The organism is Kitasatospora sp. NPDC041988 (assembly GCF_055588525.1).
In genome coordinates this window covers 51844-76212 of record NZ_JBVJCO010000042.1, presented here as the reverse complement: position 1 = coordinate 76212, position 24369 = coordinate 51844, and the positions used below count along the sequence as shown (strand labels likewise).

Here is a 24369-nt window from a genome sequence, read left to right as displayed (position 1 = left end):
CCCACGACCGGGGAAACCCCCTCTCCTCCCCCCCCCCCCCCCCCCCCCCCCCCCCCCCCCCCCCCCCCCCCCCCCCCCCCCCCCCCCCCCCCCCCCCCCCGCTCAGGAAGTCGGCCAGCAGCGCGTTGACCGTGTCCGGCCGTTCCAGGCTCGGGAGGTGTCCGGCCCAGGGGAGTTCGAGGTGGCGGGCGTCGGCCAGGCGGTCCGCCAGGTGGACCGCGATCCGCCGGAAGTCCGGCAGGTCGTGCCCGCCGGAGACCAGCAGGGTGGGGGCGCTGATCGTGGCGAGGTCGAACTCCGCCCGGATCGGCCCGAACTCCTCGGCGGCGGCCAGTTGGACGTCGAAGGCGTGGCGCTGCATCCGCCGCACGGCCGCCTTGACCGGCTCGTCGGCGTCGGGCCCCAGCCATGTCGCCACGTTGAGCTCGGTCGCCCCGGCGATGTCCCCGGCCTCGATCAGCGCGTCCTCGCGCTCACCGAACTCCCGCAGCTCCGCACCGGGTTCCTGGCCGGCCAGGGCCGTACAGAGCAGCGCGAGCGACGTCACCCGCTCCGGCCACCGCGCTGCGAACTCCAGCGCGACCCGACCGCCACCGGACGCGCCGACCAGCGCCGCACGTTCGATGTCGAGCCGGTCGAGGAGGTCGGCGACGTCCCGGGCATAGTCGTACGGCCGGTCGGGTACCGGGGTCTCGCCGAAGCCGCGCAGGTCGCAGCGGACGACCTGGTGGCCCGCGTCGGCCAGTGCGGGCACCTGCCGGTCCCACATCCGCCGGTCGCAGACGGTGGAGTGCAGCAGCAGTACGGCCGGGCCGGCACCGGTCACGTCATGGGAGATGATCATCGGGTCACCCTAGGGGATCGGCCGCACCTCGCACCTCCGAGTTTTCCGACGCCCGGGACCTCGTGCGTCCGCACGCCGTGCGCGGCAGCTGCGTCAAACGCGAGCGAGCCAGCCGATAGCGGGACGCATCGGAAGCCGGCGCTGCCGGCGATCCAGCGGCAGGCGACTGGCTGCGGACTGTACGCAGGCAGCAGGGCCGCCATCCGTCACCCTGAGCCGCAGGGCCAAGGCTCTTGGCGGGTGCTCGCCGATCGAGCGTCCCCGGTTGCTGTTCGGGTGCTCCACGGGTTTCAGGAGAGGCCGGAAACCGTGCTCTGGACCTTGGACGTCAGCTCCTTCGGCAGGGGGACGTAGCCGATCGGGGCGATCGCCTGCTGGCCGGCGTCGCTGCTGGTGTAGGTGAGGAACGACTTCAGGGCGGGCAGGGTCGAGGCCTTGTTCCCCTTGTCGCAGACGACCTCGTAGGTGACCAGGACCAGCGGGTAGGCGTTGCCGTCCTTGGTCGCGTAGTCCAGGCCCAGGGCGAGGTCGCCGTCGGTGCCGGTGATCTGCGATTTGGCCAGGGTGTTGGCGGCGTTCGCGGCGTTCGCCTCGACCGGCGCGGCGGCGCCGGTGTTGATGGCGGCGCTCTTCAGCTTGTTGGTCTGAGCGAAAGAGAGTTCGACGTAGCCGATGGAGTTGTCGACCTGCTTGACCTGCGCCGCGACCCCGGCGGAGCCGGTCGCGGACTGGCCGCCCTTGCCCGCCCAGGACTTTCCGGCCGGATAGGCCCAGGCGCCGTTGGAGGTCGCGGCGAAGTAGGCGGTCAGGTTGGCGGTGGTGCCGGAGTCGTCCGCGCGGTGGACTGCCTGGATCGGTGCGTCGGGCAGGCTGGTGCCCGGATTGAGCGCGACGATCGCCGGATCGTTCCACGTGGTGATCTGCGAGTCGAAGATCTTGGCGGTAGTGGGGCCGTCGAGGACGAGCTTGTCGACGCCGCTGATGTTGAAGACCATGGAGATCAGGCCGCCGACCATCGGCAGGTCGATGCCCCGGCCGCCGGTACAGACCTGCTTGGAGGCGTCGACCTCGGCGGGATTGAGGGCGGCGTCGGTGCCGGCGAAGGCAAGCTTGCCCTGGTTGAACTGCTGGACGCCGGCGCCCGACCCGCCACCGCCGTAGTTGACGGTGACGCTCGGGCACGCTGATCCGAACGCGTTCTTCCACACGTCGATCGCGTTCCCCTGAGCGGTCGAACCGGCACCCAGCAGCTGCCCCGATCCGCCACAGGCGATCGATGCGGAGGTCGGCGCCGAGGTCGGCGCGGCCCCGGCCGCGGTGTCGGACTCCGAGCCGCACCCCGAAGCGGCGACCGCCAGAGCGAGCGCCAGCGTCGACGGCGCAAGCGAACGGGTCACGACTGACTGGCCAGAGGACACGGGGACTCCCTGTGAGCACGCGGCGCACCGACGAACGGACGCAGCCATCGTCCGCGGCGTTCCCTCGCCCGCCCCCGTGACGCGCTGCGCACCCCCTGGACGTCACCGCAAATTCACCTTCCGTCAGTACTGCGGCGGTCACCCCCTGAATGGCGCGGCGGCACCGAGGGCCGAGGCTGCCGTGGATCGCTGCCGTGGATCGCCTACGCAAGCGGGCCTGAGCGTCGGTCGACCGGACGGCTCCCGCCACCCCGTCGGGCGGGCCGACACACCACTCGGCGGACCTCCGCCGTCCGGGCCCTCGCGAACACGGCGAGGGCCTGGACGTCGCGGCGGAGGCACCGGCCGATCAACCGCCGCCCTGCATGGACTCCATGGCCTCCCTGGCCCGCTTCTCCAGCTCGTCCGGCGGCACGTCCTCCACGTGGGTGGCGACGTTCCACCGGTGGCCGAACGGGTCCTCGAACTGCCCGGACCGGTCGCCGTAGAACTGGTCCTTCACCGGATCCAGCTCTGTGGCGCCACTGGCGAGAGCCTTGGCGAAGACCGCGTCGACGTCCTCCACGAACACGTACAGGTTCACCGACGTGCCGCCCACCGTCTTCGGCCCGAGGAATCCCATCTCCGGGAACTCGTCCGCGAGCATGATGACCGAGTTGCCGATCTGGAGCTCGGCGTGACCGAGCTTGCCGCCGGGCGCCGGCGCCCTCATGCGCTCCGTCGCACCGAGGACGGAGACGTAGAAGTCGATCGCGGCTGCCGCTCCGTCGACGCAGAGATACGGCGTGACGCGCGGATACTCCTCGGGGATGGGCTTGACGCTCACTCTCTCCCGCCTTTCCGATCAGTGACGATCGTTCCGGCGGTCGCGCATGACCGCCGATTCGAAGGAATCAGGACATATCGAACTGCCGGACCAGAATGGCACGCGCCGCCATGACGCGCGCCGCGAGCCCTTGCGGGACGGTTCTGCGAGGGGCCCCGCGGCCGCACACGACGGTCACCCGTCCCCTGCGGTCGTGGTGTCGCGCTTGATGGCGACCATCGCCGCGTCGTCGCCCAGCCGCCCGCCCACGTGGGCGAGGAGGTCCTGGCAGAGCCGGCGCAGGAGGGTGTGGGGGTCGCTGGGCGGCCATGAGGCCAGCCGCTCGGCGAGCGGATAGAAGGCCCCCGACTCGTCGCGCGCCTCGATGACACCGTCCGTGTACAGCAGCGCGATGTCCCCCTCCTCGAAGGCGAAGGTCTCGACCTCGACTCCGGATCCGGATCCGGCCAGCGCGGTGAGGCCCAGCGGAGGAGCGGGCCGGCGGACGGCGAGCGGCGTCACCCGGCCATCGCGAAGCAGCAGCGGGGGCGGGTGCCCGCAGTCCGCGAGGCGGATCACGGGCTCCGTGTCGGGAACGTCGAGAACGGCTGCGGTGATGAACGACTCGCTGCCCTCGGCGTCCATGGTGCCGTCTGCCGGGTCACCGGTGTCCCCCAGGCCTCCGAAGACCGCTCCCTCCAGGTGGGTGACCAGGACGGGCAGGTCGACCTGACGATATGCCGCGGTCCGGAAGGCACCGAGCACCAAGGACGCCTCCCCGATCGCTTCGAGGCCCTTGCCCCGGACGTCGCCGACCAGGAATCGGGTTCCCCGCCGCGTGCGCACGGCGGCGTACAGGTCGCCGCCGATCTGGGCCTCGGCCTCCGCCGCGAGGTAGACCGACGCGATCCGCAGCGGGCCGATCCGAGGCGGAATGGGCCGCTGGAGCACGGCCTGCGCGGCCTCGGACACCGAACGCAGCTGCGTCATCTCCTTCTCATGCTGCTCGCGCAGATGGGCGAAGAGGGCCACGAGCAAGGAGATCAACGCCAGGGCGACGATCTGGACCAAGTGGTTGAGGTCGACCAGCGTGGTCCGCACGGCCGCGACGATTCCCTGCGCCAGGACGGCCGCCGCACCGACGGCGATGGTCGTCCACGGGCCGGCAAAGGAGGCCGTGACCGCCGGGGCTGCGACCAGGAGCGGCCCGAGGTGCACCTCCGACGGCGCGAGCATGTCCACGATGGAGATGACCACGATCATCACCAACGGGATGAGGATCAGCGTGCGGCTCTGTCGTCGCGACCACCGCAGATCCAAACGCCACCGAGCATCCATGCCTCCTGCATACAGCAGCTCCCGTCGTCACACCGCGATCAGCCGGTCCTGGCCTCCTTCGCCGTGTCGGCCAAGGCTCAGCACCTCGCGCACCGGGCCGGGCCGACGAGGGTCATCGGACCCGGCCGCGCGTCGATCACCTGCCGGGTAGCGGCCGCGTCCGTGAACCGGGACGTGGCCCCTCATGCCTCCTTGCAGGTTCCGGACGGATCGGAGCTGGTGCCGAGGACGTTCTCGACGTAGGCCGCGAGCGAGGAGCGCAGGCCTTCGGGTGTCATCTTCTGATCGTCGATCAGGTGCGCCACGAGGTCGGCGCGGATGGCCGCCAGGAGGGCGTGGGCGGTGAAGTCCGCGGCGTGGACGCCGGGCACCTGATCCAGTGCCGCCCGAAGCGTTTCGTGCCACCAGCCGTAGTGCCCGACCTGGTAGGGGCTGCTGAGCCCGGCGTCCTCCGCCGCCGACATCAGGTTGCGGTTCTCGATCTTGAAGCGCAGTGCGGCGTCGAGGAGGTCCACCACCCGCTGCCGCGGTGAGGACGCGGCCGCGTCCTGTGCTTCCCGCACGGCTTGCCGCAGGGGTTCGAGGCGGGAGGCGATCACGGCGCCGATCAGGCCGGCGCGGTCACCGAAGCGGCGGAAGAGGGTGCCCTTGCCCACACCCGCGGCCGCCGCGATGTCGTCCATCGAGACGCCGTGGGGGCTGCTGCTGGCGGCGAAGAGGGCGTCGGCGGCAGCCAGGACGGCCTCTCGGTTGCGCAGGGCGTCTGCGCGCTCTGTCCGCTGGACCACGGTTCTCCTCGGTCTTCGGCCTGCCCCGGCCCCCGGAACGGGTCTGCGGTGTCCGGCGGGGTCGCGTGGCGCGAATCGGGTCGGATGTGCCGTCACGCCATTCGACGATACGCGCCGCCGCCGGCCGGAGGGCGCCCGGGTGGCAGTGGGCGCGGGCGCCCTCCTCCTACGGTGGATCGTCGTGGGACTTCAGGTGCTTCATGACAGGTCCCGTTCGACGAAGGCGCGGAAGGTGCCCGGGGGGCGGCCGGTGAGGCGCTGGACGGTGTCGGAGGTGCGGTCCTCCGCGCCGTCGGCGATGGCTCGGTCCATGCCGGCCAGCATGGTGGCGAACTCCCGCGGTATCTCGGCCGCCCAGCGGTCGCGCAGTTGCTCGAACGTCAGGTGCCGGTGGACGACGGGCCTGCCTGTGACCTCGGTGATGGTCGCGGCGACGTCGGCGTAGCTGAGCGCCTGCGGGCCGGTCAGGATCAAGTCGGTGTTGGGAGCCTGGTCGTCGGTCAGGGCGCGTACGGCGACGGCGGCGATGTCCTCGGCGTCGATGAACCCGACGCGTCCCTCCCCCGCGGCCGTCAGGATGGCGCCGTCCTCGCGGATGCTGCGCGCGTGGGGGGTGGAGCCGGTGAGGTTCTGCATGAACCAGGAGGGCCGCAGCACCGCCCACTGCTCGAACAGGCCGGGCAGGGCCTGGTGGACCTGGCCCACCGCCGGACCGCCGGCGGGGATCGCGGACGAGCTGAGCAGCACCGCGCGGTGCACGCCGGCCGCGCGGGCCTGGCGGAGGAAGGGCAGCATGACCGCGGCCGGGTCGGAGGCGCCGATGGGCGGGATGAGGTAGACGCGGTCGACGCCGCCGAGGGCCTCGTTCCAGGTCGCGGGCCCGTCCCAGTCGAACCGGACAGCCTCTGCACCCGCTACCGGGGTGGCACTCCGGCCGGCGGCCTTGACCCGGTGGCCCTCGGCGATCAGGCCGGCGGCGACACGGCGGCCGGTGGTGCCGGCGGCCCCGATGACCAGGGTGGCGCTGGGGGCGTTCATCGGTTCGCTCCTACGAAGTCGGCGCCGGGCTGCTGTACGGCGAGCGGGTTCCAGTAGTCGCGGTAGGAGGTGATGCGCCCGTTCCTGACGGTGACCACGGCGATGTAGGTCATGTCGAAGGGGCTGTCCGTGTCCACCAGGCGGCCGACTCCGCGCATCTCCACGACGATCGTCTCGGGGGCGGTGGTCTGGTGGATCTTCACGTCGGGGAAGTCGTCGATGTCGACGTGGTCGGGGTAGTGGCGCATGTAGTCCGCGATGGCCCGTCGGCCCTCCAGCCGCTCGGGCCAGCCCTGGGGCGCGAAGGGGAACTCCAGGACGCCGTCCTCGTCCCACAGACCCACCCAGCCGGGGATGTCCTTCTCCAGCAGCAGTCGCAGACCGTGGCGGTACAGCTCCGCGGCCGTCATTGGCACTGTCATGATCAAGGCTTCCGTTCTGCCGAAAACGGACCGATAGTCCGAATAGTTTGGAGCATACGGACCGCTGGTCCGCTTCACAAGCCCTCGCCGGACACACACCCGGGCCGGGAAGAGTGATCCCGCTCGGCGACCGTCACCGATGGGAGCTCATGTCATGTACAGGCCACCAATTGCTTCTTCTCGGTCAAGAACCAGTCGAGGGCACGGGCAGAACCCTGCACCGGCAGGCGATCCAGTCCGGACGGCCGGACAATGCTGGCTACGGGGGCCGGGTGTCGGGCGGATGCGAAGGGGCGTGGGCCGGTGCAGACGGTGGCACTTGAGGACTGGGCGGCCGACTGGGCCCGGCGGGCCAGGGAGCTCCCGAACGGGCAGGTCGCGGCCGGGCTGCTGGTCGATCTCGTGGCCGATCCGCGGCAGCACCTCGCCCGGACGGCGACGGTTCCGGTGACGGCCGCGGCCGTGGCCCTGCGCGTCGAGCCAGCGCTCCTCCGTGAGGCCCTCCGAGGCCTGGCCGACGCGGGCCTGCTCACCCTGGCCCACCACGACACGGGAGAACCCGGGGGTGAGGTCGCCGTCGTGACCCTCACCGCGTCGACGCCTCACCGCAAGCCAAACGGCCCGCGCCGTGACCACGGGTGACCCGACCCCCGAGTCACCCGGGCGCCCATGGCCACCCGACGACACGCTCGCCAGCCCCCAGCCGGTCGGGGCAACCACGACCTGGGTCTCGCCCGAGGACGAGGAAGCGATGCGACTGATAGCCGCCCGCCTCAGGTCCGCCCACCCCGGGGCCGACCCGGCCACCGTGGACGCTGTCGTCGCGGGTGCATACGACGAACTACGCGACGCCAAGGTCCGGACGTTCATCCCGATCCTGACGGAGCGCCGCGCCAGGGCCCTGCTTGCCATGCCACCACCGGACACCCAGCCCGCCCCGGAGAGCTGACCCCGGCAGCCCCGAGGGCCGTCCCCGACCCCCTCCCCGACCAGGCGCCACCGACGCCGACGCACGGCCGCACCCGGGGGCACGGTGCCGCGCCGGGACATCCACGAGAGCCACCTTCGACTTGAAGGCTCAAGTCAGGGGGATCGCCATGACCACCGTCACGCCCGAGCCGCCGGGCTGGTCTCGGCTCGGCTGGGCTGGGCTGGGCTGGGCTGGGCTGGGCTGGGCCAGTACACCAAGTGCCGGCGGGTTGCCCGAAACGAGTCGGCCGCCGAGTGCCGTCCGCGCGGCTCCGCCGGACCCGCGCCACGAGTAGCGATCTAGCATGAAAGGCAAGGCTTCATCTCCAGGCCCGCGCCACAGCGGCAAGGAGGCCGGAATGGCGTTCGACACGACCGGTTTCGAGCAGGCGGACAACAGCCGCTACCTACCGATCTCCGAGCACGGCCTGATCGGCGATCTTCGTACGACCGCCCTGGTCGGCACGAACGGCACCATCGACTGGTACTGCTGCCCGCGCTTCGATGCGCCCAGCGTCTTCGGGTCCATCCTCGACGCCGACCGGGGCGGGTCGTTCGAGTTGGCCGCCGAAGTCCCGACCCGCACCCGACAGTTCTACTTCCCCGACACGAACGTGCTGATCACGCGATTCTTCGCGGCAGACGGGGTGGCGGAGATCCAGGACTTCATGCCGGTGGTCGACGACTCGCGCGAGGCGGCCCGGCACCGGCTGATCCGGCGGGTGCTCTGCGTCCGCGGAGCCCTCCCGTTCAGGGCGCGCATCGCCCCACGCTTCGGCTACGGCGCCGAGGCGCACACCACGCACCTCGAAGGCCACACGGCGGTGTTCCGCTCCCCGTCACTGACGCTCGCGCTCACCGCCACCGCACCGCTGGAGAGCGACGGCCTGGACGTCTGGTCGCACTTCAAGCTCGTCGAGGGCGAGTCCCACGTGTTCGCCCTCGACCACATCGGCGACGACGTCCCGACCCGGTCCTGTCCTCGTGCCGAGGCGCAAGAGCAGGCCGAGGCGACCGTCCGGTACTGGCGCCACTGGCTGGCCGGGTCGCGCTACCACGGGCGCTGGCGGGAGATGGTGAACCGCTCCGCGCTGGTGCTGAAGCTGCTCACCTACGCGCCGACCGGTGCGATCGTCGCCGCACCGACCACCAGCCTGCCCGAGCAGATCGGCGGCCAGCGCAACTGGGACTACCGGTACGTCTGGGTCCGGGACGCCGCCTTCTGCGTCTACGCCATGCTGCGCCTGGGGTTCACCTCGGAGGCCGAGGCGTTCATGGGGTTCCTCGACCAGCGCGGCATCCTGCGCGGCACCGGTGCGACAGGCCCGCTGCAGATCATGTACGGCATCGACGGGCGCAGTGAGCTGCCCGAGTACGAGCTGCCGCACCTGGAGGGCTACCTCGGCTCCGCACCGGTCCGGGTCGGCAACGCCGCCACCGGCCAGCTCCAGCTGGACATCTACGGAGCCCTGCTCGACTCCGTCTACCTGTACGACAAGTGGGGGCAGCCGATCAGCAGCGCCCGCTGGGACGAGGTCGGCGCGGTGGCGGACTGGCTCTGCGAGCACTGGGACCAGCCCGACGAGGGAATCTGGGAGACCCGCGCGGGCCGCAGGGACTTCGTGTACTCGCGGCTGATGTGCTGGGTGGCGCTGGAGCGTGCGATCCGGATGGCGAACCACCGCGGCCTGCCGGCCGACCTGCCCCGCTGGCGGGAGTCCCGTGACGCGATCTACCGGCAGATCATGCAGCGCGGCTGGTCGGCCCGGCGGGGCGCGTTCGTCCAGGCGCTGGACGACGGTGAGCTGGACGCCTCGCTGCTGATGATGCCGATGGCCAAGTTCATCTCGCCCACCGACCCCAAGTGGCTCTCCACCCTGGACGCCCTCACCGCGGACCTGGTCTCCGATTCGCTGGTCTACCGCTACAACCCGGCCACCAGCCCGGACGGACTGCACGGCCCCGAGGGCACCTTCTCGATCTGCTCCTTCTGGTACGTGGAGGCGCTGGCCCGCGCAGGCCGGCTGGAGGAGGCCCGGCTGGCTTTCGAGAAGATGCTCACCTACGCCAACCACCTCGGCCTGTTCGCCGAGGAGATCGGCCCGACCGGCGAACAGCTCGGCAACTTCCCCCAGGCCTTCACCCACCTCTCGCTGATCAGCGCCGCCTTCAACCTCGACCGCGCGCTGGGCTGACGCGGCATCACCGCCCGGACGGCGGCGGCCGACGCGGGGAAGGTCTGGTGACCGGCGCTGTACCAAAGTCTCCGCAGCCATGAAGGATCAATCCACAGGAGACCATGATGACCACCACTCCGACGCCGGGCCGGTACGACATCGATGTCCTGCGCTCCCAGATCAGCTTCACCACCAAGCACATGTTCGGGCTCGGCACAGTCCGCGGCAGCTTCCGACTGCGCGGCGGCACCGTCTCCCTCACCGAGCCGCTGACTGCGACCCGTGTGGACGCCGTCGCGGACACGGCCAGTTTCGACACCAGCAACAAGAGGCGGGACCGCCAAGTCCTGTCCAAGACGCTGCTGGACAGCGCCACCTACCCGGACATCGTCTTCACCTCCATCGGGGCCGAACAGGACGAGGCCGGCGGGTGGACGCTCCAGGGGCTGCTCACCGCGCACGGTGTCCGAGCACCCGTCACCTTCACCGTGGCGAAGGCCCAAGTCGAAGGGGAGGAGATCGCGGTGGAGGCCACCGCGACCGTCGACCGCTACGCCCACGGCGTCACCAAACTCAAGGGCGTGGCCGCGCGGCGCCTGCAGCTGACTGCGACCATCCACGCCCGACGCACCGACGACAGCCCCGCCTAGCGCGACCGCTGCGGAAGGAGTCGACGTGGTCAACCTCCAGGCCACCGGCGGGCTTGACGGCAGTGCGAGCATCCGGACGACATCGGCTCTGCGATGCCCCGGCCGGGCGAATCACCTTGATCCGGTGATGCCTCCTCACCTGCCCGGTGGTAACGCTCGCAGTGGCCCACCTTCCAGACAGGAGTTCGACATGAGCGAGGCGCTCGACTGGAACGCTAAGACCATCGCAGAGTTCCGAGCGAACGAGGGCAGGGTTGGCGGGGTCAGCGGCTCCTCGCCGAGACCCGCCGACACCTGGACGACGCCGAAGCCGCCCTGGCCACGCATGACACCCCGGCCGAGTTCTTCGACGCAATGCTCCAGCGCTACCCGGAACATCTCGGCCCGACCGTTCTCTGGGTCAGCTCCCGTGCGCTCCACCTCGCGCGTGAGGGCGGCGACCCGGTGCAGAACCTCGTCGCAGCCTGGCGGCTGTAAGCCCATCCAGGACCCGCCGCCAAGGCCATGAGACGCCGTTGGTGGCCCGCTCAGGAGGCGACGGGCGCGGGCGTGCGCAGCGGCGTGAGCGCGGTGCTCCAGGCGATGACCTGGTCGAGCATGGTGTTCAGGGCGGGCAGGTTGTAGTCGCCGGGCTTGAAGACGGTGTAGTTCTCGAACTCGGTGATCATCGACAGTGCGACCTGCTGGCGTACGTCGGCCATCTGGAGCTCGGCGGCGACGAGGCGCAGGTGCTCGACGGCACGGACGCCGCCGACTCCGCCGTAGGACACGAACCCGACCGCCTTGTTGTTCCACTCGGCGTAGAGGAAGTCGATGGCGTTCTTCAGGGTGCCGGGGATGCCGTGGTTGTACTCGGGTGTCACGATGACGAACCCGTCGTACGACGCGATCTTGGAGGCCCATTGCCTGGTGTGCTCGTGTTGGTACTGGCCGAGCGACGGTGGCAGCGGCTCGTCGAGGTGCGGCAGGGGGTGGTCGCGGAGGTCGATGAGTTCGAAGTCGGCGTCGTCGCGGCGCGAGGCGATGTCGAGCACCCAGTTCGCCACCTGTTCGCCGTTGCGGTTGGGGCGGGTGCTGCCGAGGATGATGCCGATCTTGAGCATGACGTTCCTCGCCTTCTTGTCTTCAGCGCTCGCGCATCGGCGATGTTGCACTGCCAGACAGATCGTCTTGTGCTCAGATGATCTGTTCAACCGCGAGCAGCCGGGTACCATTCCCGTATGAGCTCCGGGACACCGACGACGCAGGCGGCGGCAGACGCGGCCGACCTCACCGGCGACTTCGGCTTCTCACTCCTCGTCCTGGCACGCGCCTACCAGGGCGCCGTCGCTTCGGTCCTGGACGACATCCCCCAGGGCGCGCGTGGCTATCAGGTGCTCTCCGCCGTGGTCCGGGGTGACCATCCGAGCCAGCTGGCCCTGGCCACCTATCTGGGGATCGATCGCACGGTGATGACCTACCTGATCGACGACCTCGTCGCGGCGGGTCTGGTCGAGCGACGGCTCAACCCCGGCGATCGGCGCCAGCGCCGGATCGTCGCCACCACCCAGGGCGTGGATGTCCTCCAGGATCTGCGGAAGCGGGTGCGGGAGGCCGAGGACAGGCTCCTCGGGGCACTCGACGACAACGAGTGCCAGGCCTTCCGGGGCCATCTCAGGCGCGTTGCCTGCGACCTCCGGGACGTCGACCTGGCCGCCGAAGCCTGCGACGCGGCCACCGACCTCTGTCCCTAGCTCACCCTGACCGCCGCCGGAGCCGGCCACCATCTGCGCGTCCGGACCGCCGTGGCCATCATGGAACTGCGGCACGGGCAGAAGGGATACGCGATGGAGCTGTTCCCACCGATGCCACTCGCCGAGTGGCAGGACACGAAGGAGACGCTGCACCGCTTCACGCAGGTGGTGGGCAAGATCCGCCTTGCGGCGAGTGTGCGGCGCAACCACTGGTGGAACGTCCCCTTCCACCTCACCGGACGCGGGATCACCACGCGGCCCATGGGACAGGTCGACGGCAACCCGATCTTCACCATCGACTTCGACTTCGTCGACCACCGGCTGGTCATCGCGACGGCGGACGGCAGGACGGAGTCCTTCCCCCTCCCCGGCCAGTCCGTAGCCTCGTTCTACCGGCAGACCCTGGAAGCCCTGGCAGCGTTGGGCATCCGGGTCGAGCTCCGGATTCCCCGGCCCTACCGGATGGCCGACTCCGACCGGCCGTTCGCCGAGGACTTCGAGCACGCGACCTACGATCCCGCCTGGGCGAATCGCTACTGGCAGGTGCTCAGCCAGGTCGGGCTGGTGCTGGAGGAGTTCGCGGCGCGCTTCTCGGGCAAGGTCAGCCCCGTCCACCTCTTCTGGCACTCGCTCGACATCGCCCACACCCGGTTCTCCGGACACGCCGTCGACCAGCCATCGAAGGTGGACCCGGTGACCCGGGAGGCGTACTCCCGGGAGCTGATCAGCTTCGGGTTCTGGTTCGGGGACGCCGACCTGGGCGAGCCGGCCTTCTACTCCTACACGACTCCCGAGCCCGCACACCTGGCCGAGGACCCGCTCAGGCCCTCATCCGCACGGTGGATCGTGCTCAACGACAGCCACCTGGCGGTACTGCGCTACGACGCGGCCCGCGCCGAGGCCGACCCGAGAGCGGCCGTACTCGCCTTCTACGAGAGCGCCTACCAAGCCGGAGCCGTCCGCGCCGGCTGGGACGTCGACCGCCTCGCCTGCCCGGGGGGAATCACGGACCCGCGTCGACCGTCCCCGCCGCTCTGAGCGCCTGAGTCCGCACAGAGACCCCACGGAAAACCAGGTCGTGGGAGGCAGGCGGCCGCCAACGATCACCCAGCGTCGGTGGGCCGGGCGCTCGTCCGGCTCAGGTGGGCGTCGATCAGGGCTGCGGTGACCTCGGGCTGTTCGATCTGCGGAAGGTGGCCCGCCTCGGGGACGACCTCCAGCGCGCCGTCGCCGAAGGCGTCGGCGTACGCCGCGCCGTACGCGGGGGTGACGATGCGGTCGCTCTCCCCCCAGACGAGGAGGGTGGGCACGTGGACGCGTCCGAGTCGGCGCAGCAGTTCGGGGTCGTGCATGTAGGGGTCGCCCGCGAGGGTGCGCATGGTGGCCATGTTGGCCTGTCGGCGGGCGAGTTCGTCGGATGGGACGCCGGCGGGGTCGACGTAGTAGCGGTCCGGGTCGTGCCAGGAGTGGTCCGCCACGCCGCGCGCGTCGAGGGCGAAGAAGTCGGTGATCGGTTCCGTTTCGACGTTCACGCCGACGGCGTCGATCAGGACGAGGCCGGTGATGGCTCCCGCGGTGTCGCGTACGGCCATCTCGGCGGCGATCCAGCCGCCGAGCGAGGAGCCGATGACGAGGACGTCGTGCAGTCGGCGGTCGCGCAGGTGGTGGAGGTAGGCGCGGGCGAGGTCGTCGATGCCGGTGAGCCATGCAGGGCGGTGGGTACCGTCCCAGCCGGGGTGCACGGGCGTGATGGCGTGTGCGGTGCGGGAGATGTGCCGGGCGAGGCCGGCGACGGTGGCCGGGCCCCCGCCGCCGTGCAGGATCAGGACCGGCCGGCCGGCTCCGGCTTCGGACAGGGTGAGGGACAGGTCCGCTGCTTCGTGGTCTGTGGTCATGCCCCCACAGTAACTAAATATCTTTATATAAGCTAGCTTGGTTGCGTCGTAGACTCGGTCCATGAGTGATGAGCTGCAAGAACTCGGCAGAGCGGTCAAGCAGGCCCAGTACCGGCAGCACCGGGCACTCGACAGTGCGCTCTCCACCGCGGGCACCACACTGGCCCAGTGGGACGCCCTGCGTGCGATCAGCCGCTCGCCCGGGGCATCGGCCCGCGAGCTGGCCGCGGCGACGTTCCAGACCGAGCAGGCCTTCGGAACGCTCGCCGGCCGCCTGACGGCCCAGGGCGTGGTCGAGCGCCGGCCGGGACACGGCCGGCGCATCGAGCACCACCTCACCCCCGCCGGCGAGCAGGTCCTGGCGGCAGGCCACCGGATCGCCGACGAGGTTCTCGCCACTTGCTTCGCCGCTCTGCCCGCAGCGGACCGCGCGACCCTGTTCGACCTGCTCCGGCGCCTCAACGCAGAAGAAGCCGCGTAGACCCGACCGCCGCGCCCTCGCGTGGAGTCCGAGGAGACTCGCCGCATCCGGCGGGGCATACCGTCGCCTCATGACCGAGCGGAGCCGTGTCGCCCCTCCGTGAGGTGCGCCGGCCCGTCGGCCCTGCTGCCCCTGGTCGATGGAAAGTCGCCGCCGGACTACTGGATGCACAAGCCTTCCAGTAGCAGACCGGACGACCTGTCCACTTCGTGTCTCCGGGCTTCTCGATGACGTATGGACCGGAGCCCCGACAGGTCCTGATACTGGCGGTCCCCGGAGTGCCGAGGGGCAAGGTAGGTTGGCAGGCCGCGGGCCGCGAGGGCCGTCGCGGAGAAGGTGGTGGCGGCGATGGTTTCGCGGGCGGTGGTGGACTGTGCGCTGTACGAGGACGGGCGGCGGCTGCCAGGTGCGGTAGAGCTGTCGGAGGCGCTCCCGCGGATAGGCGAGAAGGACGGCCGGTTCGTGTGGATCGGGCTCTACGAGCCGACCGCGGAGCAGTTCGCCGAGATCGCGGCGGCGTTCGAGCTGCACCCGCTGGCGGCGGAGGACGCGGTACGTGCGCACCAGCGGCCGAAGCTGGAACGGTACGAGGACACGCTGTTCCTGGTGCTGAAGACGATCGTCTACGTCGAGCACGACAAGGTGACGGCGACGAGTGAGATCGTGGACACCGGCGAGATCATGGTGTTCGCCGGGCCGGGGTTCGCGATCGTGGTGCGGCACGGGAGTGCTCCCGCGTTGGCGGGGGTGCGGCGCGAGCTGGAGGCCACCCCGGAGCTGCTGGCCGCGGGGCCGACGGCGGTGCTGCACGCGGTGGCCGACCACGTGGTGGACGGGTATCTGACCGTCGCCGACTTCTTCGAGCGCGACGTGGAGGAGCTGGAGGCGGAGGTGTTCTCCGCCGAGCGCACGGACGACGCCGGGCGGATCTACCAGCTGAAGCGGGAGCTACTGGAGTTCAAGCGGGCGGTGGTCCCGCTGGGCGTGCCGCTGCAGCGCCTGTCGGACACCGGCGCGTCGTCGCTGGTACCGGCCGGGATAGCGGCGTACATGCGCGACGTGGCTGACCATCACGCGCAGGCGAGGGAGCGGATCCTCGCCTTCGACGAGTTGGTGGGCAGCATCCTGGCCGCGAGCATGGCGCGGCTCTCGGTGCAGCAGAACACCGACATGCGCAAGATCAGTGCGGGTGCGGCGCTGGTCGCGGTGCCGACCATGGTGGTGGGTGTGTACGGGATGAACTTCGACTTCATGCCCGAGCTGCGCTGGAAGTTCGGCTACCCACTGGTGCTGCTGCTGATCGTCGCCATCTGTGTGTTCGTCTACCGAGCCTTCCGTCGCAACGACTGGCTGTAGCAACACTGTTGGGCCCGGGTACCGGTGAGGGCGTCCGGGCCCGTTGGGCGTCCTGCGGGACTTCCTGCGGGGCGGGAAGCGGGTACGGCCGTTGTACTGCTGTGCGGGTTGGCATGCCGCGGGTGGTGGGCGGGACGACGCGGCACTACGGCGCGTGGCGGCGGGCCTGGAGCTGTTCCACACGTTCGCGCTGCTGCACACGGACCGGCGCCGGCACCGGCACCGGCACGACCGCTCCGCCCACCGCCTGCCGGCCCACCCGGGATGCGGCCGAGGTCGGATCGGGCAAGGCTTGTTAGGTAAGCCTTATCGGCAACCCGGCCCCGCCTCGCCGCCGCGCTTCCTCGGAGCCCGCCATGTCCGGTCCGCAGATCGCCCTGCTCGGCGCCATCGCAGGCTTCACCATCTACCTCGGCCTCCCGATCGGCCGCCTGCGCAACCCCGCCCCACGCCTGCGCGCCGGCCTCAACGCGGTCGCCATCGGCATCCTGATCTTCCTGCTCTGGGACGTCCTCACCGCCGCCTGGGAGCCGACCGACGCCGCACTCGGCGACCATCACTGGCTCACCGCCGCCAAGGGCGGCCTGGTGCTCGCCGCCGGTCTCGCCGTCGGACTTCTCGGCCTCGTGTACTACGACCGGTGGATCGCCCGCCGCCGAGCACCGCCCGCCCCGCTCTCGAAGGGGCCGGGCGCGTCGGCCGTGACCGAGAATCTGGCCCCGCGGGCCCGCTCCCGAGCCGCGAATCTCGCCCTGATGATCGCCACCGGCATCGGACTGCACAACGCCGCCGAGGGCCTGGCCATCGGCAACTCCGCCGCCAAGGGCGAAATCTCCCTCGCCCTCCTGCTGGTCATCGGCTTCGGACTGCACAACACGACCGAGGGCTTCGGCATCGTGGCCCCACTCGCAGCCGAAGGCGAACGCCCCTCCTGGGGCTTCCTCGCACTGCTCGGCCTCATCGGCGGCGGCCCCACCTTCGTCGGCACCCTCATCGGCCAGCAGGTGGTCAACGAAACCCTCGGCATCGCCTTCCTCGGACTCGCCGCGGGATCCATCCTCTACGTGGTCATCGAACTCCTCGCCGTGGCCCGGCGTGCCGGCATGAAGGAGCTGGTCACCTGGATGATCCTGGTGGGCTTGCTGGTTGGCTTCGCCACCGACGCCGTGGTCATCGCCGCCGGTGTGTGAGGCCCGCTCCGCCCCCACCAGTGCGACTCGTCAAGGCCTGTGCCGCCCGGCCCGAACCATCCCGGCCCGAAGCCGGGAAGCGCGATCAGCTCTCCGGCTGCTCGATCAGCTGCGCCAGGTACAGCGGCTCCCCGAGCTTCTCCAGCAGTTCGAGCTGCGTGTCGAGGTAGTCGATGTGCTCCTCCTCGTCGGCCAGGATGGCCTCGAAGATGTTCGCCGAGGTGACGTCGTTCTTGGTGCGCATCGCCACGATGCCGCGTCGCAGCCGGTCGATCGCCTCGACCTCCACCTGGCGGTCCGCCTCGAACATCTCCTTGACGCTCTGACCGATCCGGACGTGGAAGAGCCGCTGGTAGTTCGGCAGCCCGTCCAGGAAGAGGATCCGGTCGGTCAGTGTCTCGGCGTGATTCATCTCCTCGAAGGACTCGTGCCGGGTGTGTCTGGCGAGCGTCACCCAGCCGTAGCTCTCCTGCATCTTGGCGTGCAGGAAGTACTGGTTGATCGCGGTCAGCTCCGCGGTCAGCTGCTCGTTGAGGAACTCGAGAACCTCCTGGTCACCCTGCATGGCGTCCCTCTCCTCCTCTGCTCGCAGGAACGGCCCGCCCTCCTTCCAGGAAACGGCCCGCATCGAGCGGGTGCAAACGCCGCGCGGCGCACCCGCCGGCCGGCGCGGGGTGCTCTGCCCGTGCCCGGAGACCTATCGACGGTGCCCCGAGCAATATCCGCGCCAGGAAGCCGGCCACGCCACGACCGGCTGTGACGGGGCTACGGAGTGAGTCCCTCTGTGCACGGTGCTCCGGGCTCAGGCGTCTGCGAGCCCTGGACGTACTGGGCCAGGAAGGCGTCCACGCGGGAGTCGCTCGCGCTGTCCACCACCAGCTGGGTGCTCCAGGCAGTGAGCGTGATCGTCCCCGATTCGGTCGGGTAGGGGCTCATGAACGAGTACGGCTTGCCCTCCACCTTGGCGGCGAGAGCGGCGACGTCGGCCGGGCTGGCCTTGTCGTTGTAGGTGATCCAGACCGCGCCGTGCTCCAGGGAATGCACGGCATTCTCATTCGGTACGGGCTTGAGGTACACGTTGCCGTTGCAGTTGAGCCAGAGCGGGTTGTGGTCGCCGCCGACGGGTGGTGTCTGCGGGTAGCTCACCGGGGTCTGGACATGGGTCCGGCCCAGTTCGCCGAAGGTCTGGACGCCGGTGATGGTGGCCGCGGCCTTGGGGGCGTTGTCCGACGCCGAGGTCACGGCCCAGATGCCACCGGCGACGACTCCGGCGAGGATGACGCCCGCCGCCGAGGCATAGACGATCTTGCGGCGGCGCTCGTGTCGTCGTTCCTCCCGGCGGAGGGCTTCGATCCTGGCGCGTCGGGTGTCCGACGATTTTCTGGGAGCGGAAGCCATGGCTGATGTCCTTCTCCCCGCCGTGCGGGTGCCCGGCGTTCATCTCCAGTATCGCCGCGAAACCCCGCCGCGGTCTGGGTGACCTGCCTGCCGACCGGCCGCCCGGGCAGAGACCACAGGGTCAAGGCCGGACGCCGCCCATGAGCGGGCCGTCCAGACTCTCGATCGACAGCATGTCGACGTTCTTGCCGGTGTGCGGCGCGTGGATCCACCGCGACGAGCCGGGTTCGGCGGAAGCCGTCGACGCCTCATAGGCGAGCCGCGTGCGCTCGCCTACGAGGCGCTCCCTCACCAGGGCGACGTGTTGCCCGGACCCGCGGGTCCGATGGCGCCCGCTCACATTGCCACGCCACCCCGCTACCGAACCGCCAGCCGCGTCGGGGCGAACAGTCCGGATGCGGGGCGGCGGGTCAGGGCCGGGCGGCGATGGCCTCGACCTCGAACAGCACGTCAGGCGCAGCCAGGCTCGCGACGCCGATGAGGGTCTGCGTGGGCGGTTTGGTACCCCAGCCCTCCTGCACGGCCCCGGCGATCGGCCCGAGCTTGCTGACGTCATGGTTGACCACATACGTCCTGAGCTGGACGACGTGGCTGATGTCGAGTCCATGGGCGGCTAGAGCGACGCCGATGTTGCGGAACGCCTGCCTCACCTGATCGGTGAAGTCGGAGGAGACAACCGCGCCGTCCGGGCCCGATCCGTACTGACCCGCGATGAGCACCAGTTCCGTGCCTGCGGGGACGGTGGCGGTGTGGCTGTAGCCGAACGGGACCGGGTCGTGCAAACCGTCCGGATTGACAAGGGCGTGTGCCATGCAGGTCACCTCTCGTGTGCGGTGGGTCTGTGTGGTGCTGGTCAAGCCTCGCAACCAATCACGACATCGTGTGTCGTGTATTCCGGTAGCGTTTTCGTGTGCGCGCTGATCGGTTGGTCTCGCTGGTGCTGCTGCTGCGGCAGCACGGTCGGCTGTCCGCGGCCACGCTGGCCCGCGAGCTGGAGGTGTCCACACGCACCGTGCTGCGCGACATCGAGGCGCTGTCCGCAGCCGGTGTCCCGGTCTACGCCGAACGCGGTCGGCACGGCGGTTTCGCGCTGCTGCCCGGCTTCCGGACCGAGCTCACCGGGCTGAACCACGACGAGGCCCTTGCCCTGCTGGTCGCCGGATCGCGGCGCGGCGCGCAGGCGTTCGGCCTCGGCTCGGCGCTCGCTTCGGCGATGCTCAAGGTGGTTGACGCGCTGCCGGAAAGCTATCGGGACACCGCGGCCGGCGCGGCTCAGCGATTGCTGATCGACCCGGAGACCGACCTCCTTTCGCGTCGACTGGTTGCCGCGGAGGTGCCCGACGCCATCGTGGCCGAGGTCCTGCGCGCGGTGTTCGCCGGACACAAGCTGCGCATCCACTACGCGGCCGTGGACCAGCCCCCGAACTGGCGCACGGTGGACCCGATCGGCCTGGTCACCGTGCGCGACCAGGGCTACCTGCTGGCCACGAGGTCCGGCGCGGACCGCACCTACCGGCTGTCCCGCATCCTGGCAGCCGAGGAACTCGCCGAACCGGCAGAGCGACCCGAGCGGGTCGATCTGGGCCGGGCCTGGCAGGAACGCAGCAGGCAGTTTCGAACCGGCGGCAACCAGGTCACCGTGGTGGTACGGGTGGACCCGGCGCGGCGGGAGGACCTGGTCGGCACCGCGCTGGCCGTCCTCGCCGAGGAAGCCGACGCAGACGGCCGGCTGCGGCTGGAGGTGACCTTCCAAGATGCGAGACACGCCGAGTGGGCGCTGTGGCAGCTCGCCACAAGCGCGGAGGGCCTGGCCCCGCAGTGGTTGCGCGACTCCCTGCGCAACCGTGCCGCCGCGATCGCCACTCGCTACGCAGTGTCATCCTGAGATTTGCCACCGTCTGCGGGACGCCGCCGAAGCCGCGCTTGCGGTCGACGAGGTGCAGCTCCGGAAATCCAGTGGCAGACCCGCCCCGCGCGATCGGTGCGGCGCAGCGGGGTGTCGTTGTCCGGGGTGATGTCACAACCGCCCCGACATCGTCGACCTCGACGCAGGCCGATGGCGGCACGCACGTCGCCCCCACCGGCCGGATCGGCCGCTGGAGGTCGTCACCAGGTGGAGAGCGAGGGCCGGCAGAGCCGCCGGGCCGGATCCGGCTGAAGCCCTGACGGGCTCAGCCCTGCGGGCCGTCGGCCGCCGGCGCGGCGGGTGGCGCCGGCGGCCGCTCCTCGGGATCGGTGACCACGAGGGTGACGTGCCTCGCGTCGTCGCTGTGGACCGCGGTGGACCGGTAGCCGGGCGGGAGGTACAGGGCCTCGCCGCTCAGGGTGGAGACTTCGGCGGCGAGGTCGCCCGGTGACCGGAGCGTCCAGCGGCTCGATCCGGCGGACTGGATCACCAGGCAGTGGCCGGAGGGTGGTCGGGCACCGGTGGCGTGCTCGACCTTCCAGCCCAGCAGGGTCGTGAGGCCGGCGGCGACGTACCCGCCCAGGGCCGTGTCCGGCGGTCCGCCCACGCCCCGGGGGACGACGGGGTCGTTCTCGGGCCAGAGCAGCCCGAAGGTGCGGGCGAAGTGGGCGTCCAGGAAGAGCGCCAGCTCCTGGAGGTACGGGTCCAGCCCGGGGCGCTCGCTCAGGCGTTCCCAGTCCACGTGTTATCTCCTTCGGTGGTGCCATCGACCACAGTGATGTCGGAGTGTCAAGCATGGAGCATCGGCGTGTCGGAAGGCATCACGGTTTTCAGGTATCCAGCAGGCCCGTCCGGCTGGCGGCGACGCCCGCCTGGAAGCGGCTGTCGGCGCCGAGCTGCTCCAGGATCTCGGCGATGTGACGGCGCGCCGTGCGCAGCGACATGCCCAGCCGGCGGGCGATCGCCTCGTCCTTCAGCCCGTCGGCGAGCAGGCGCAGGATCGTGCGGTGCAGTTCCCGGGCGACGGCCTCCATCTCGCGTCCGGTCGACTCCTGGAACGGGGTGGCCTGGCCCCAGGTGAGTTCGAACATCTCGTACAGGTAGGCGACGGTCGACGGTTCGCGGATGACCACGGCTCCCAGCTCCGCGCCCGCGGCGGGGAGGAAGGCGGTCTCGCGGTCCATGATGATGATCCGCCCGGCCAGTTCGTGCGTGGTGCGGTACTCGGCGCCCAGGACGGAGGCGGCGGCGACGTAGGCCTGACTGGGGCCGTTGAAGCGGGCGGTGTGGTGGTAGAGGGTGCGGATGCGCACGCCGCGCTCCAGCATCGCCCGGTCGCGCACCAGGGCCTCGGACATCGCCTCGGGAATCCGGGCGCCGCCGCCGGGCTGGCAGGAGACCACCTCGGTGGTGCACTGCTCGCCCAGCCGGTTGAGCAGTAAGCGCACCTCCGCCAGCGTGGGGATCACCTCGATGCCCGCGCCGGACTCGCGGCTGTCCGGGAACAGCGCGGAGAACTCGTCGAACCGGCTGCGCATCCGGGCGATGTCGTCCTGGCGCTGACGGATCTCCGCCTCGACGGGCGCGGCGCGCCGGAAGAAGGCCGAGTCGGGGGACACCACCCGCAGGGCTTCCTCCCTGGCGCCGGCCGGCGCCAGCAGTCCCGTGTCGAGCAGCCGCTCGACCGCCGCCGTCACACCGGACGGGGACAGTCCCGTCGCCTGCGCCACGACCGCCGGATCGTGGGCGCCGGTGTACCGGTTCTCCGCAAACCATGCGTAGACGGACAGGTCGGATTCGTGCCCCTGACCTGCTTCGGTCCGACGCTCTGTCACATCGCGATCGTTTTTGTCCATATTTACCCCCACACCTCTTTGCTGTCAGGCAAGTTGATGAACGGTTCCAAGCATGTCGGCGATCTTCGATGCCCGCCAGAGTGGAGCCATGGCCCCTTCACCCAATGGGGCAAATGCCAATGAACCCGCGGGAGATCCCCATGAAGCGCATCATCCTCACGACCGTGGCGCTCCTCGGCGCTGTCGCCGCATGGCTGACGCCGGTCGCCTCGGCCTCCTCGGCGCCCGCCCGCCACGACGTTCCGACCGCGGCCGGCGTCCTCACCTGCCCGCCCCGCACCCCCTGCGACGACACCTCCTGGGGAGGCTGAACCTTTGTTCACGACGCGGGAGAGGGAGATCCTTGTCCACCTCGCACAGGGCCGCACCTCCCGGGCGATCGCCCGCCTGCTGCACCTGAGCCACCACACCGTCGAGACCCATATCCGCAACATGCGGGCCAAGAGCGGGGCCAGCAGCCGCACCCAGCTGCTGGCCATCGCCCTCGGGCTCGACGCCGCTTGGCCCGCCGGGCCCAGCAGGGGCTGATTCAGTCCGAACCCGAGCAGCACTCCCCGACGGGGGGTCGGACAAGTCCGGCCGGCCGGCGGCTCGCCTACGGCGACGCCCGGACCGGCGGGAACCGGGCGTGCTGGGAGGACCACTCCGATGAAGGGGGATGTCACAGACCGATGGAAATACCCATTCTGATATGTGCGGGCCAGCCGCTGATGCGCAGCGGACTCTCCTCGGCCCTCGTGGCCGAGCCGGACATCCGGGTGGTCGGCGAGACCGCGGACGGGAGCACCGCCAGCGCGCTGGCCCGGGAGCTGAACCCCGCCGTCGTCGTGGCCGACTTCGAACTCGCGGACATGACGGGGATCGATCTCGTCCGCGAGCTCCTCGGGCCGAGCCCGGAGGCCCCCCGCACGCTGCTGATGGCGCCGGCCGAGGGCGACGCCGTCCTGGAGTCCATCCTGGCCGGCGCCACCGGGATCGTCACCCGGAACACCCTGGTGGAGGACTTCCCCCAGGCCATCAGAGCCATGGCCACCGGCCACTCCTTCCTCTCCCCCGACATCGCGGCCCTGCTCCTGGGCTGGGTCCGCGACAAACAGCCCGCGCTGTTCCCGGCGCTCGGTCTCAACGTTCTCACCTTCCGCGAACGCGAGATCCTGGCGCTGCTGGCGAACGGGATGTCCAACGCCGAGATCTCCAAGCGGCTCTGCATCGTGCAGTCGACGGTCAAGTTCCACATCTCCCAGCTGCTCAGGAAACTCGGGCTCAGGGACCGCCTGCAGGCCGCCGTGTTCGCCCACCAGAACGGTGTCAGCTGATGTTGCGACAGGAGCAGGACCACAGTGCCCGTTGGCTGCCGTGGACCAAGGGAACGACGGAGCTGCCCCGCGTCTACTGCCTCCCCTTCGCCGGCGGGGCGGCGCACTTCTTCCGCCCGTGGACGGAGGCGGCCCGGCACCTCGCCGTCGAGGCGGTCCCGGTCGAACTGCCGGGGCACGGAACCCGGTTGCGTGATCCCTTGCTGACCGACATGGCCGCCATGGTGGACGCGCTGTGCGAGGTCCTCCGGAGGGAGAGCGGGCCCTTCGCGATCCTCGGGCACAGCATGGGCGCGAAGATCGCGTACGCGGTGGCCGAGGAGCTGGAGCGGCGGCCCGGGGCCACGCCGCCGGCCCGGCTCTTCGTGTCCGGGGCCCTGCCGGCCTCGGCCCCCGAGCCGAGGCCGCTGCACGACCTGCCGGACGCCGCGCTCATGGCGGAGCTGTCCGCGATGGGCGGCACGCCTCCCGAGATCCTCGCCAACGCCGAACTGATGGAGTTCATGCTGCCGGTGATCCGGGCCGACCTGACCCTGCTCGAACAGTGGCACGCGCCGGCCGGGAGCCGGGTCTCCTGCCCCATCACGGCGTTCGCCGGCCGGGACGACCGGATCGTCCGGGCGGAGCTGACCGCGGGCTGGGCCGACCTCACCTCGGCGTCCTTCGCCCTCCAGGTCCATCCCGGGGACCATTTCTTCCTCCGGGAGGAGATGGACGGGATGCTCGGCCGGATCGCGGCCGAGCTCCACGAGCGCCCCGGCGACCGGTGTGCCCCGGGCGGGGCATGAC

The 24369-nt window shown here is 70.7% G+C and carries 30 protein-coding genes and 1 pseudogene; 15 read left to right on the top strand and 16 right to left on the bottom strand.

Annotated features, from left to right (window positions below):
• From ACZ6NC_RS32165 to ACZ6NC_RS32135, 7 genes are all read right to left on the bottom strand, one after another.
• Positions 1-844 (bottom strand): alpha/beta fold hydrolase (locus ACZ6NC_RS32165; protein ID WP_465737381.1); only part of this gene is annotated, 844 nt, incomplete at its 3' end.
• 290 nt (positions 845-1134) lie between these two features.
• A complete protein-coding gene (gene pstS / locus ACZ6NC_RS32160; RefSeq protein ID WP_465737380.1) occupies positions 1135-2241 on the bottom strand; it encodes a phosphate ABC transporter substrate-binding protein PstS in 1107 nt (368 codons plus the stop codon).
• A 370-nt stretch (positions 2242-2611) separates the two neighbouring features.
• Entirely contained in the window at positions 2612-3088 is a 477-nt protein-coding gene (locus tag ACZ6NC_RS32155) for a VOC family protein (protein WP_465737379.1), read from the bottom strand.
• Between the two features lie 174 nt (positions 3089-3262).
• The gene (locus tag ACZ6NC_RS32150) at positions 3263-4330 is read right to left on the bottom strand and encodes a PP2C family protein-serine/threonine phosphatase (RefSeq protein ID WP_465737387.1); all 1068 of its coding nucleotides are present in this window, start codon (positions 4328-4330) and stop codon (positions 3263-3265) included.
• Positions 4331-4587: 257 nt separating this feature from the next.
• Positions 4588-5193, bottom strand: coding sequence for a TetR/AcrR family transcriptional regulator (locus ACZ6NC_RS32145; protein ID WP_465737378.1), 606 nt, complete (start codon positions 5191-5193; stop codon positions 4588-4590).
• Positions 5194-5391: 198 nt separating this feature from the next.
• Positions 5392-6231 carry an NmrA family NAD(P)-binding protein gene (locus ACZ6NC_RS32140; RefSeq protein WP_465737377.1) on the bottom strand — a complete coding sequence of 280 codons (840 nt, stop codon included), beginning with the start codon at positions 6229-6231 and terminating at the stop codon, positions 5392-5394.
• Positions 6228-6653: a nuclear transport factor 2 family protein gene (locus tag ACZ6NC_RS32135; protein ID WP_465737376.1), complete on the bottom strand. Its 426-nt coding sequence runs from the start codon at positions 6651-6653 to the stop codon at positions 6228-6230. Before ACZ6NC_RS32135 ends, ACZ6NC_RS32140 begins: the two co-directional genes overlap by 4 nt.
• A 303-nt stretch (positions 6654-6956) precedes the next feature.
• On the opposite strand from ACZ6NC_RS32135, the gene ACZ6NC_RS32130 reads away from it, so the two are divergent.
• From ACZ6NC_RS32130 to ACZ6NC_RS32110, 5 genes are all read left to right on the top strand, one after another.
• Entirely contained in the window at positions 6957-7295 is a 339-nt protein-coding gene (locus ACZ6NC_RS32130) for a hypothetical protein (protein ID WP_465737375.1), read from the top strand.
• Positions 7296-7404: 109 nt separating this feature from the next.
• The gene (locus ACZ6NC_RS32125; RefSeq protein WP_465737374.1) at positions 7405-7602 is read left to right on the top strand and encodes a three-helix bundle dimerization domain-containing protein; all 198 of its coding nucleotides are present in this window, start codon (positions 7405-7407) and stop codon (positions 7600-7602) included.
• 379 nt (positions 7603-7981) lie between these two features.
• A complete protein-coding gene (locus tag ACZ6NC_RS32120) occupies positions 7982-9817 on the top strand; it encodes a glycoside hydrolase family 15 protein (RefSeq protein ID WP_465737373.1) in 1836 nt (611 codons plus the stop codon).
• Positions 9818-9924: 107 nt separating this feature from the next.
• On the top strand, positions 9925-10449 hold the full coding sequence (locus ACZ6NC_RS32115) for a YceI family protein (RefSeq protein WP_465737372.1): 525 nt from the start codon (positions 9925-9927) through the stop codon (positions 10447-10449).
• 354 nt (positions 10450-10803) lie between these two features.
• Entirely contained in the window at positions 10804-10926 is a 123-nt protein-coding gene (locus ACZ6NC_RS32110) for a hypothetical protein (RefSeq protein WP_465737371.1), read from the top strand.
• A gap of 50 nt (positions 10927-10976) precedes the next feature.
• On the opposite strand, the gene ACZ6NC_RS32105 is transcribed toward ACZ6NC_RS32110, so the two are convergent.
• Positions 10977-11552, bottom strand: coding sequence for an NADPH-dependent FMN reductase (locus ACZ6NC_RS32105; protein ID WP_465737370.1), 576 nt, complete (start codon positions 11550-11552; stop codon positions 10977-10979).
• 117 nt (positions 11553-11669) lie between these two features.
• Between ACZ6NC_RS32105 and ACZ6NC_RS32100 the strand changes: the two genes are divergently transcribed.
• Positions 11670-12182: a MarR family winged helix-turn-helix transcriptional regulator gene (locus tag ACZ6NC_RS32100; protein WP_465737369.1), complete on the top strand. Its 513-nt coding sequence runs from the start codon at positions 11670-11672 to the stop codon at positions 12180-12182.
• Between the two features lie 93 nt (positions 12183-12275).
• A complete protein-coding gene (locus ACZ6NC_RS32095) occupies positions 12276-13220 on the top strand; it encodes a DUF5996 family protein (RefSeq protein WP_465737386.1) in 945 nt (314 codons plus the stop codon).
• A 65-nt stretch (positions 13221-13285) separates the two neighbouring features.
• Here ACZ6NC_RS32095 and ACZ6NC_RS32090 read toward each other — a convergent pair whose 3' ends face one another.
• Positions 13286-14077 (bottom strand): alpha/beta fold hydrolase, encoded by a 792-nt coding sequence (locus tag ACZ6NC_RS32090; protein WP_465737368.1) that lies wholly within the window; start codon positions 14075-14077, stop codon positions 13286-13288.
• Positions 14078-14138: 61 nt separating this feature from the next.
• Here ACZ6NC_RS32090 and ACZ6NC_RS32085 point away from each other — a divergent pair, with 61 nt between their 5' ends.
• The 3 genes from ACZ6NC_RS32085 (at position 14139) to ACZ6NC_RS32075 (ending at position 17104) form a co-directional block, all read left to right on the top strand.
• Positions 14139-14558, top strand: coding sequence for a MarR family winged helix-turn-helix transcriptional regulator (locus tag ACZ6NC_RS32085; RefSeq protein ID WP_465737367.1), 420 nt, complete (start codon positions 14139-14141; stop codon positions 14556-14558).
• Positions 14559-14906: 348 nt separating this feature from the next.
• Positions 14907-15914 (top strand): magnesium and cobalt transport protein CorA, encoded by a 1008-nt coding sequence (locus ACZ6NC_RS32080; RefSeq protein ID WP_465737385.1) that lies wholly within the window; start codon positions 14907-14909, stop codon positions 15912-15914.
• 356 nt (positions 15915-16270) lie between these two features.
• Positions 16271-17104 (top strand): ZIP family metal transporter, encoded by an 834-nt coding sequence (locus tag ACZ6NC_RS32075; RefSeq protein WP_465737366.1) that lies wholly within the window; start codon positions 16271-16273, stop codon positions 17102-17104.
• Between the two features lie 85 nt (positions 17105-17189).
• On the opposite strand, the gene bfr is transcribed toward ACZ6NC_RS32075, so the two are convergent.
• The 4 genes from bfr to ACZ6NC_RS32055 form a co-directional block, all read right to left on the bottom strand.
• The gene (gene bfr / locus ACZ6NC_RS32070; protein ID WP_465737365.1) at positions 17190-17669 is read right to left on the bottom strand and encodes a bacterioferritin; all 480 of its coding nucleotides are present in this window, start codon (positions 17667-17669) and stop codon (positions 17190-17192) included.
• A 200-nt stretch (positions 17670-17869) separates the two neighbouring features.
• Complete coding sequence (locus ACZ6NC_RS32065; RefSeq protein ID WP_465737364.1) at positions 17870-18502, bottom strand: DUF3105 domain-containing protein; 633 nt, start codon at positions 18500-18502, stop codon at positions 17870-17872.
• Between the two features lie 121 nt (positions 18503-18623).
• The gene (locus tag ACZ6NC_RS32060) at positions 18624-18794 is read right to left on the bottom strand and encodes a hypothetical protein (protein WP_465737363.1); all 171 of its coding nucleotides are present in this window, start codon (positions 18792-18794) and stop codon (positions 18624-18626) included.
• 118 nt (positions 18795-18912) lie between these two features.
• Positions 18913-19314 carry a RidA family protein gene (locus tag ACZ6NC_RS32055; RefSeq protein ID WP_465737362.1) on the bottom strand — a complete coding sequence of 134 codons (402 nt, stop codon included), beginning with the start codon at positions 19312-19314 and terminating at the stop codon, positions 18913-18915.
• A gap of 98 nt (positions 19315-19412) precedes the next feature.
• Here ACZ6NC_RS32055 and ACZ6NC_RS32050 point away from each other — a divergent pair, with 98 nt between their 5' ends.
• Positions 19413-20387 (top strand): helix-turn-helix transcriptional regulator, encoded by a 975-nt coding sequence (locus ACZ6NC_RS32050; RefSeq protein ID WP_465737361.1) that lies wholly within the window; start codon positions 19413-19415, stop codon positions 20385-20387.
• Here ACZ6NC_RS32050 and ACZ6NC_RS32045 read toward each other — a convergent pair.
• From ACZ6NC_RS32045 to ACZ6NC_RS32035, 3 genes and pseudogenes are all read right to left on the bottom strand, one after another.
• Positions 20386-20518, bottom strand: a pseudogene (locus ACZ6NC_RS32045) (M24 family metallopeptidase); the annotation flags it as partial. The gene ACZ6NC_RS32050 and the pseudogene ACZ6NC_RS32045 sit on opposite strands and share 2 nt — an antisense overlap.
• A gap of 155 nt (positions 20519-20673) precedes the next feature.
• The gene (locus ACZ6NC_RS32040; RefSeq protein WP_465737360.1) at positions 20674-21150 is read right to left on the bottom strand and encodes a hypothetical protein; all 477 of its coding nucleotides are present in this window, start codon (positions 21148-21150) and stop codon (positions 20674-20676) included.
• Between the two features lie 88 nt (positions 21151-21238).
• Positions 21239-22243 (bottom strand): helix-turn-helix transcriptional regulator, encoded by a 1005-nt coding sequence (locus ACZ6NC_RS32035; protein ID WP_465737359.1) that lies wholly within the window; start codon positions 22241-22243, stop codon positions 21239-21241.
• Between the two features lie 161 nt (positions 22244-22404).
• Between ACZ6NC_RS32035 and ACZ6NC_RS32030 the strand changes: the two genes are divergently transcribed.
• The 4 genes from ACZ6NC_RS32030 (at position 22405) to ACZ6NC_RS32015 (ending at position 24368) form a co-directional block, all read left to right on the top strand.
• Complete coding sequence (locus ACZ6NC_RS32030; protein WP_465737358.1) at positions 22405-22575, top strand: hypothetical protein; 171 nt, start codon at positions 22405-22407, stop codon at positions 22573-22575.
• Positions 22576-22579: 4 nt separating this feature from the next.
• Positions 22580-22792: a response regulator transcription factor gene (locus ACZ6NC_RS32025; RefSeq protein WP_465737357.1), complete on the top strand. Its 213-nt coding sequence runs from the start codon at positions 22580-22582 to the stop codon at positions 22790-22792.
• Between the two features lie 143 nt (positions 22793-22935).
• Entirely contained in the window at positions 22936-23580 is a 645-nt protein-coding gene (locus tag ACZ6NC_RS32020; RefSeq protein ID WP_465737356.1) for a LuxR C-terminal-related transcriptional regulator, read from the top strand.
• Positions 23580-24368 carry a thioesterase II family protein gene (locus ACZ6NC_RS32015; protein WP_465737355.1) on the top strand — a complete coding sequence of 263 codons (789 nt, stop codon included), beginning with the start codon at positions 23580-23582 and terminating at the stop codon, positions 24366-24368. Before ACZ6NC_RS32020 ends, ACZ6NC_RS32015 begins: the two co-directional genes overlap by 1 nt.
• The last annotated feature ends 1 nt before the right edge of the window (position 24369 follow it).

Coding starts and splice junctions, on each gene's coding strand:
- bfr (WP_465737365.1), bottom strand. CDS start 17,669: ATGCAGGGTGACCAGGAGGTTCTCGAGTTCCTCAACGAGCAGCTGACC.
- ACZ6NC_RS32030 (WP_465737358.1), top strand. CDS start 22,405: ATGAAGCGCATCATCCTCACGACCGTGGCGCTCCTCGGCGCTGTCGCC.
- ACZ6NC_RS32120 (WP_465737373.1), top strand. CDS start 7,982: ATGGCGTTCGACACGACCGGTTTCGAGCAGGCGGACAACAGCCGCTAC.
- ACZ6NC_RS32095 (WP_465737386.1), top strand. CDS start 12,276: ATGGAGCTGTTCCCACCGATGCCACTCGCCGAGTGGCAGGACACGAAG.
- ACZ6NC_RS32135 (WP_465737376.1), bottom strand. CDS start 6,653: ATGACAGTGCCAATGACGGCCGCGGAGCTGTACCGCCACGGTCTGCGA.
- ACZ6NC_RS32075 (WP_465737366.1), top strand. CDS start 16,271: ATGTCCGGTCCGCAGATCGCCCTGCTCGGCGCCATCGCAGGCTTCACC.
- ACZ6NC_RS32020 (WP_465737356.1), top strand. CDS start 22,936: ATGGAAATACCCATTCTGATATGTGCGGGCCAGCCGCTGATGCGCAGC.
- ACZ6NC_RS32055 (WP_465737362.1), bottom strand. CDS start 19,314: ATGGCACACGCCCTTGTCAATCCGGACGGTTTGCACGACCCGGTCCCG.
- ACZ6NC_RS32080 (WP_465737385.1), top strand. CDS start 14,907: ATGGTTTCGCGGGCGGTGGTGGACTGTGCGCTGTACGAGGACGGGCGG.
- ACZ6NC_RS32140 (WP_465737377.1), bottom strand. CDS start 6,231: ATGAACGCCCCCAGCGCCACCCTGGTCATCGGGGCCGCCGGCACCACC.
- ACZ6NC_RS32105 (WP_465737370.1), bottom strand. CDS start 11,552: ATGCTCAAGATCGGCATCATCCTCGGCAGCACCCGCCCCAACCGCAAC.
- ACZ6NC_RS32150 (WP_465737387.1), bottom strand. CDS start 4,330: ATGATCGTGGTCATCTCCATCGTGGACATGCTCGCGCCGTCGGAGGTG.
- ACZ6NC_RS32090 (WP_465737368.1), bottom strand. CDS start 14,077: ATGACCACAGACCACGAAGCAGCGGACCTGTCCCTCACCCTGTCCGAA.
- ACZ6NC_RS32085 (WP_465737367.1), top strand. CDS start 14,139: ATGAGTGATGAGCTGCAAGAACTCGGCAGAGCGGTCAAGCAGGCCCAG.
- ACZ6NC_RS32115 (WP_465737372.1), top strand. CDS start 9,925: ATGACCACCACTCCGACGCCGGGCCGGTACGACATCGATGTCCTGCGC.
- ACZ6NC_RS32100 (WP_465737369.1), top strand. CDS start 11,670: ATGAGCTCCGGGACACCGACGACGCAGGCGGCGGCAGACGCGGCCGAC.
- ACZ6NC_RS32065 (WP_465737364.1), bottom strand. CDS start 18,502: ATGGCTTCCGCTCCCAGAAAATCGTCGGACACCCGACGCGCCAGGATC.
- ACZ6NC_RS32125 (WP_465737374.1), top strand. CDS start 7,405: ATGCGACTGATAGCCGCCCGCCTCAGGTCCGCCCACCCCGGGGCCGAC.
- ACZ6NC_RS32110 (WP_465737371.1), top strand. CDS start 10,804: ATGCTCCAGCGCTACCCGGAACATCTCGGCCCGACCGTTCTCTGGGTC.
- ACZ6NC_RS32015 (WP_465737355.1), top strand. CDS start 23,580: ATGTTGCGACAGGAGCAGGACCACAGTGCCCGTTGGCTGCCGTGGACC.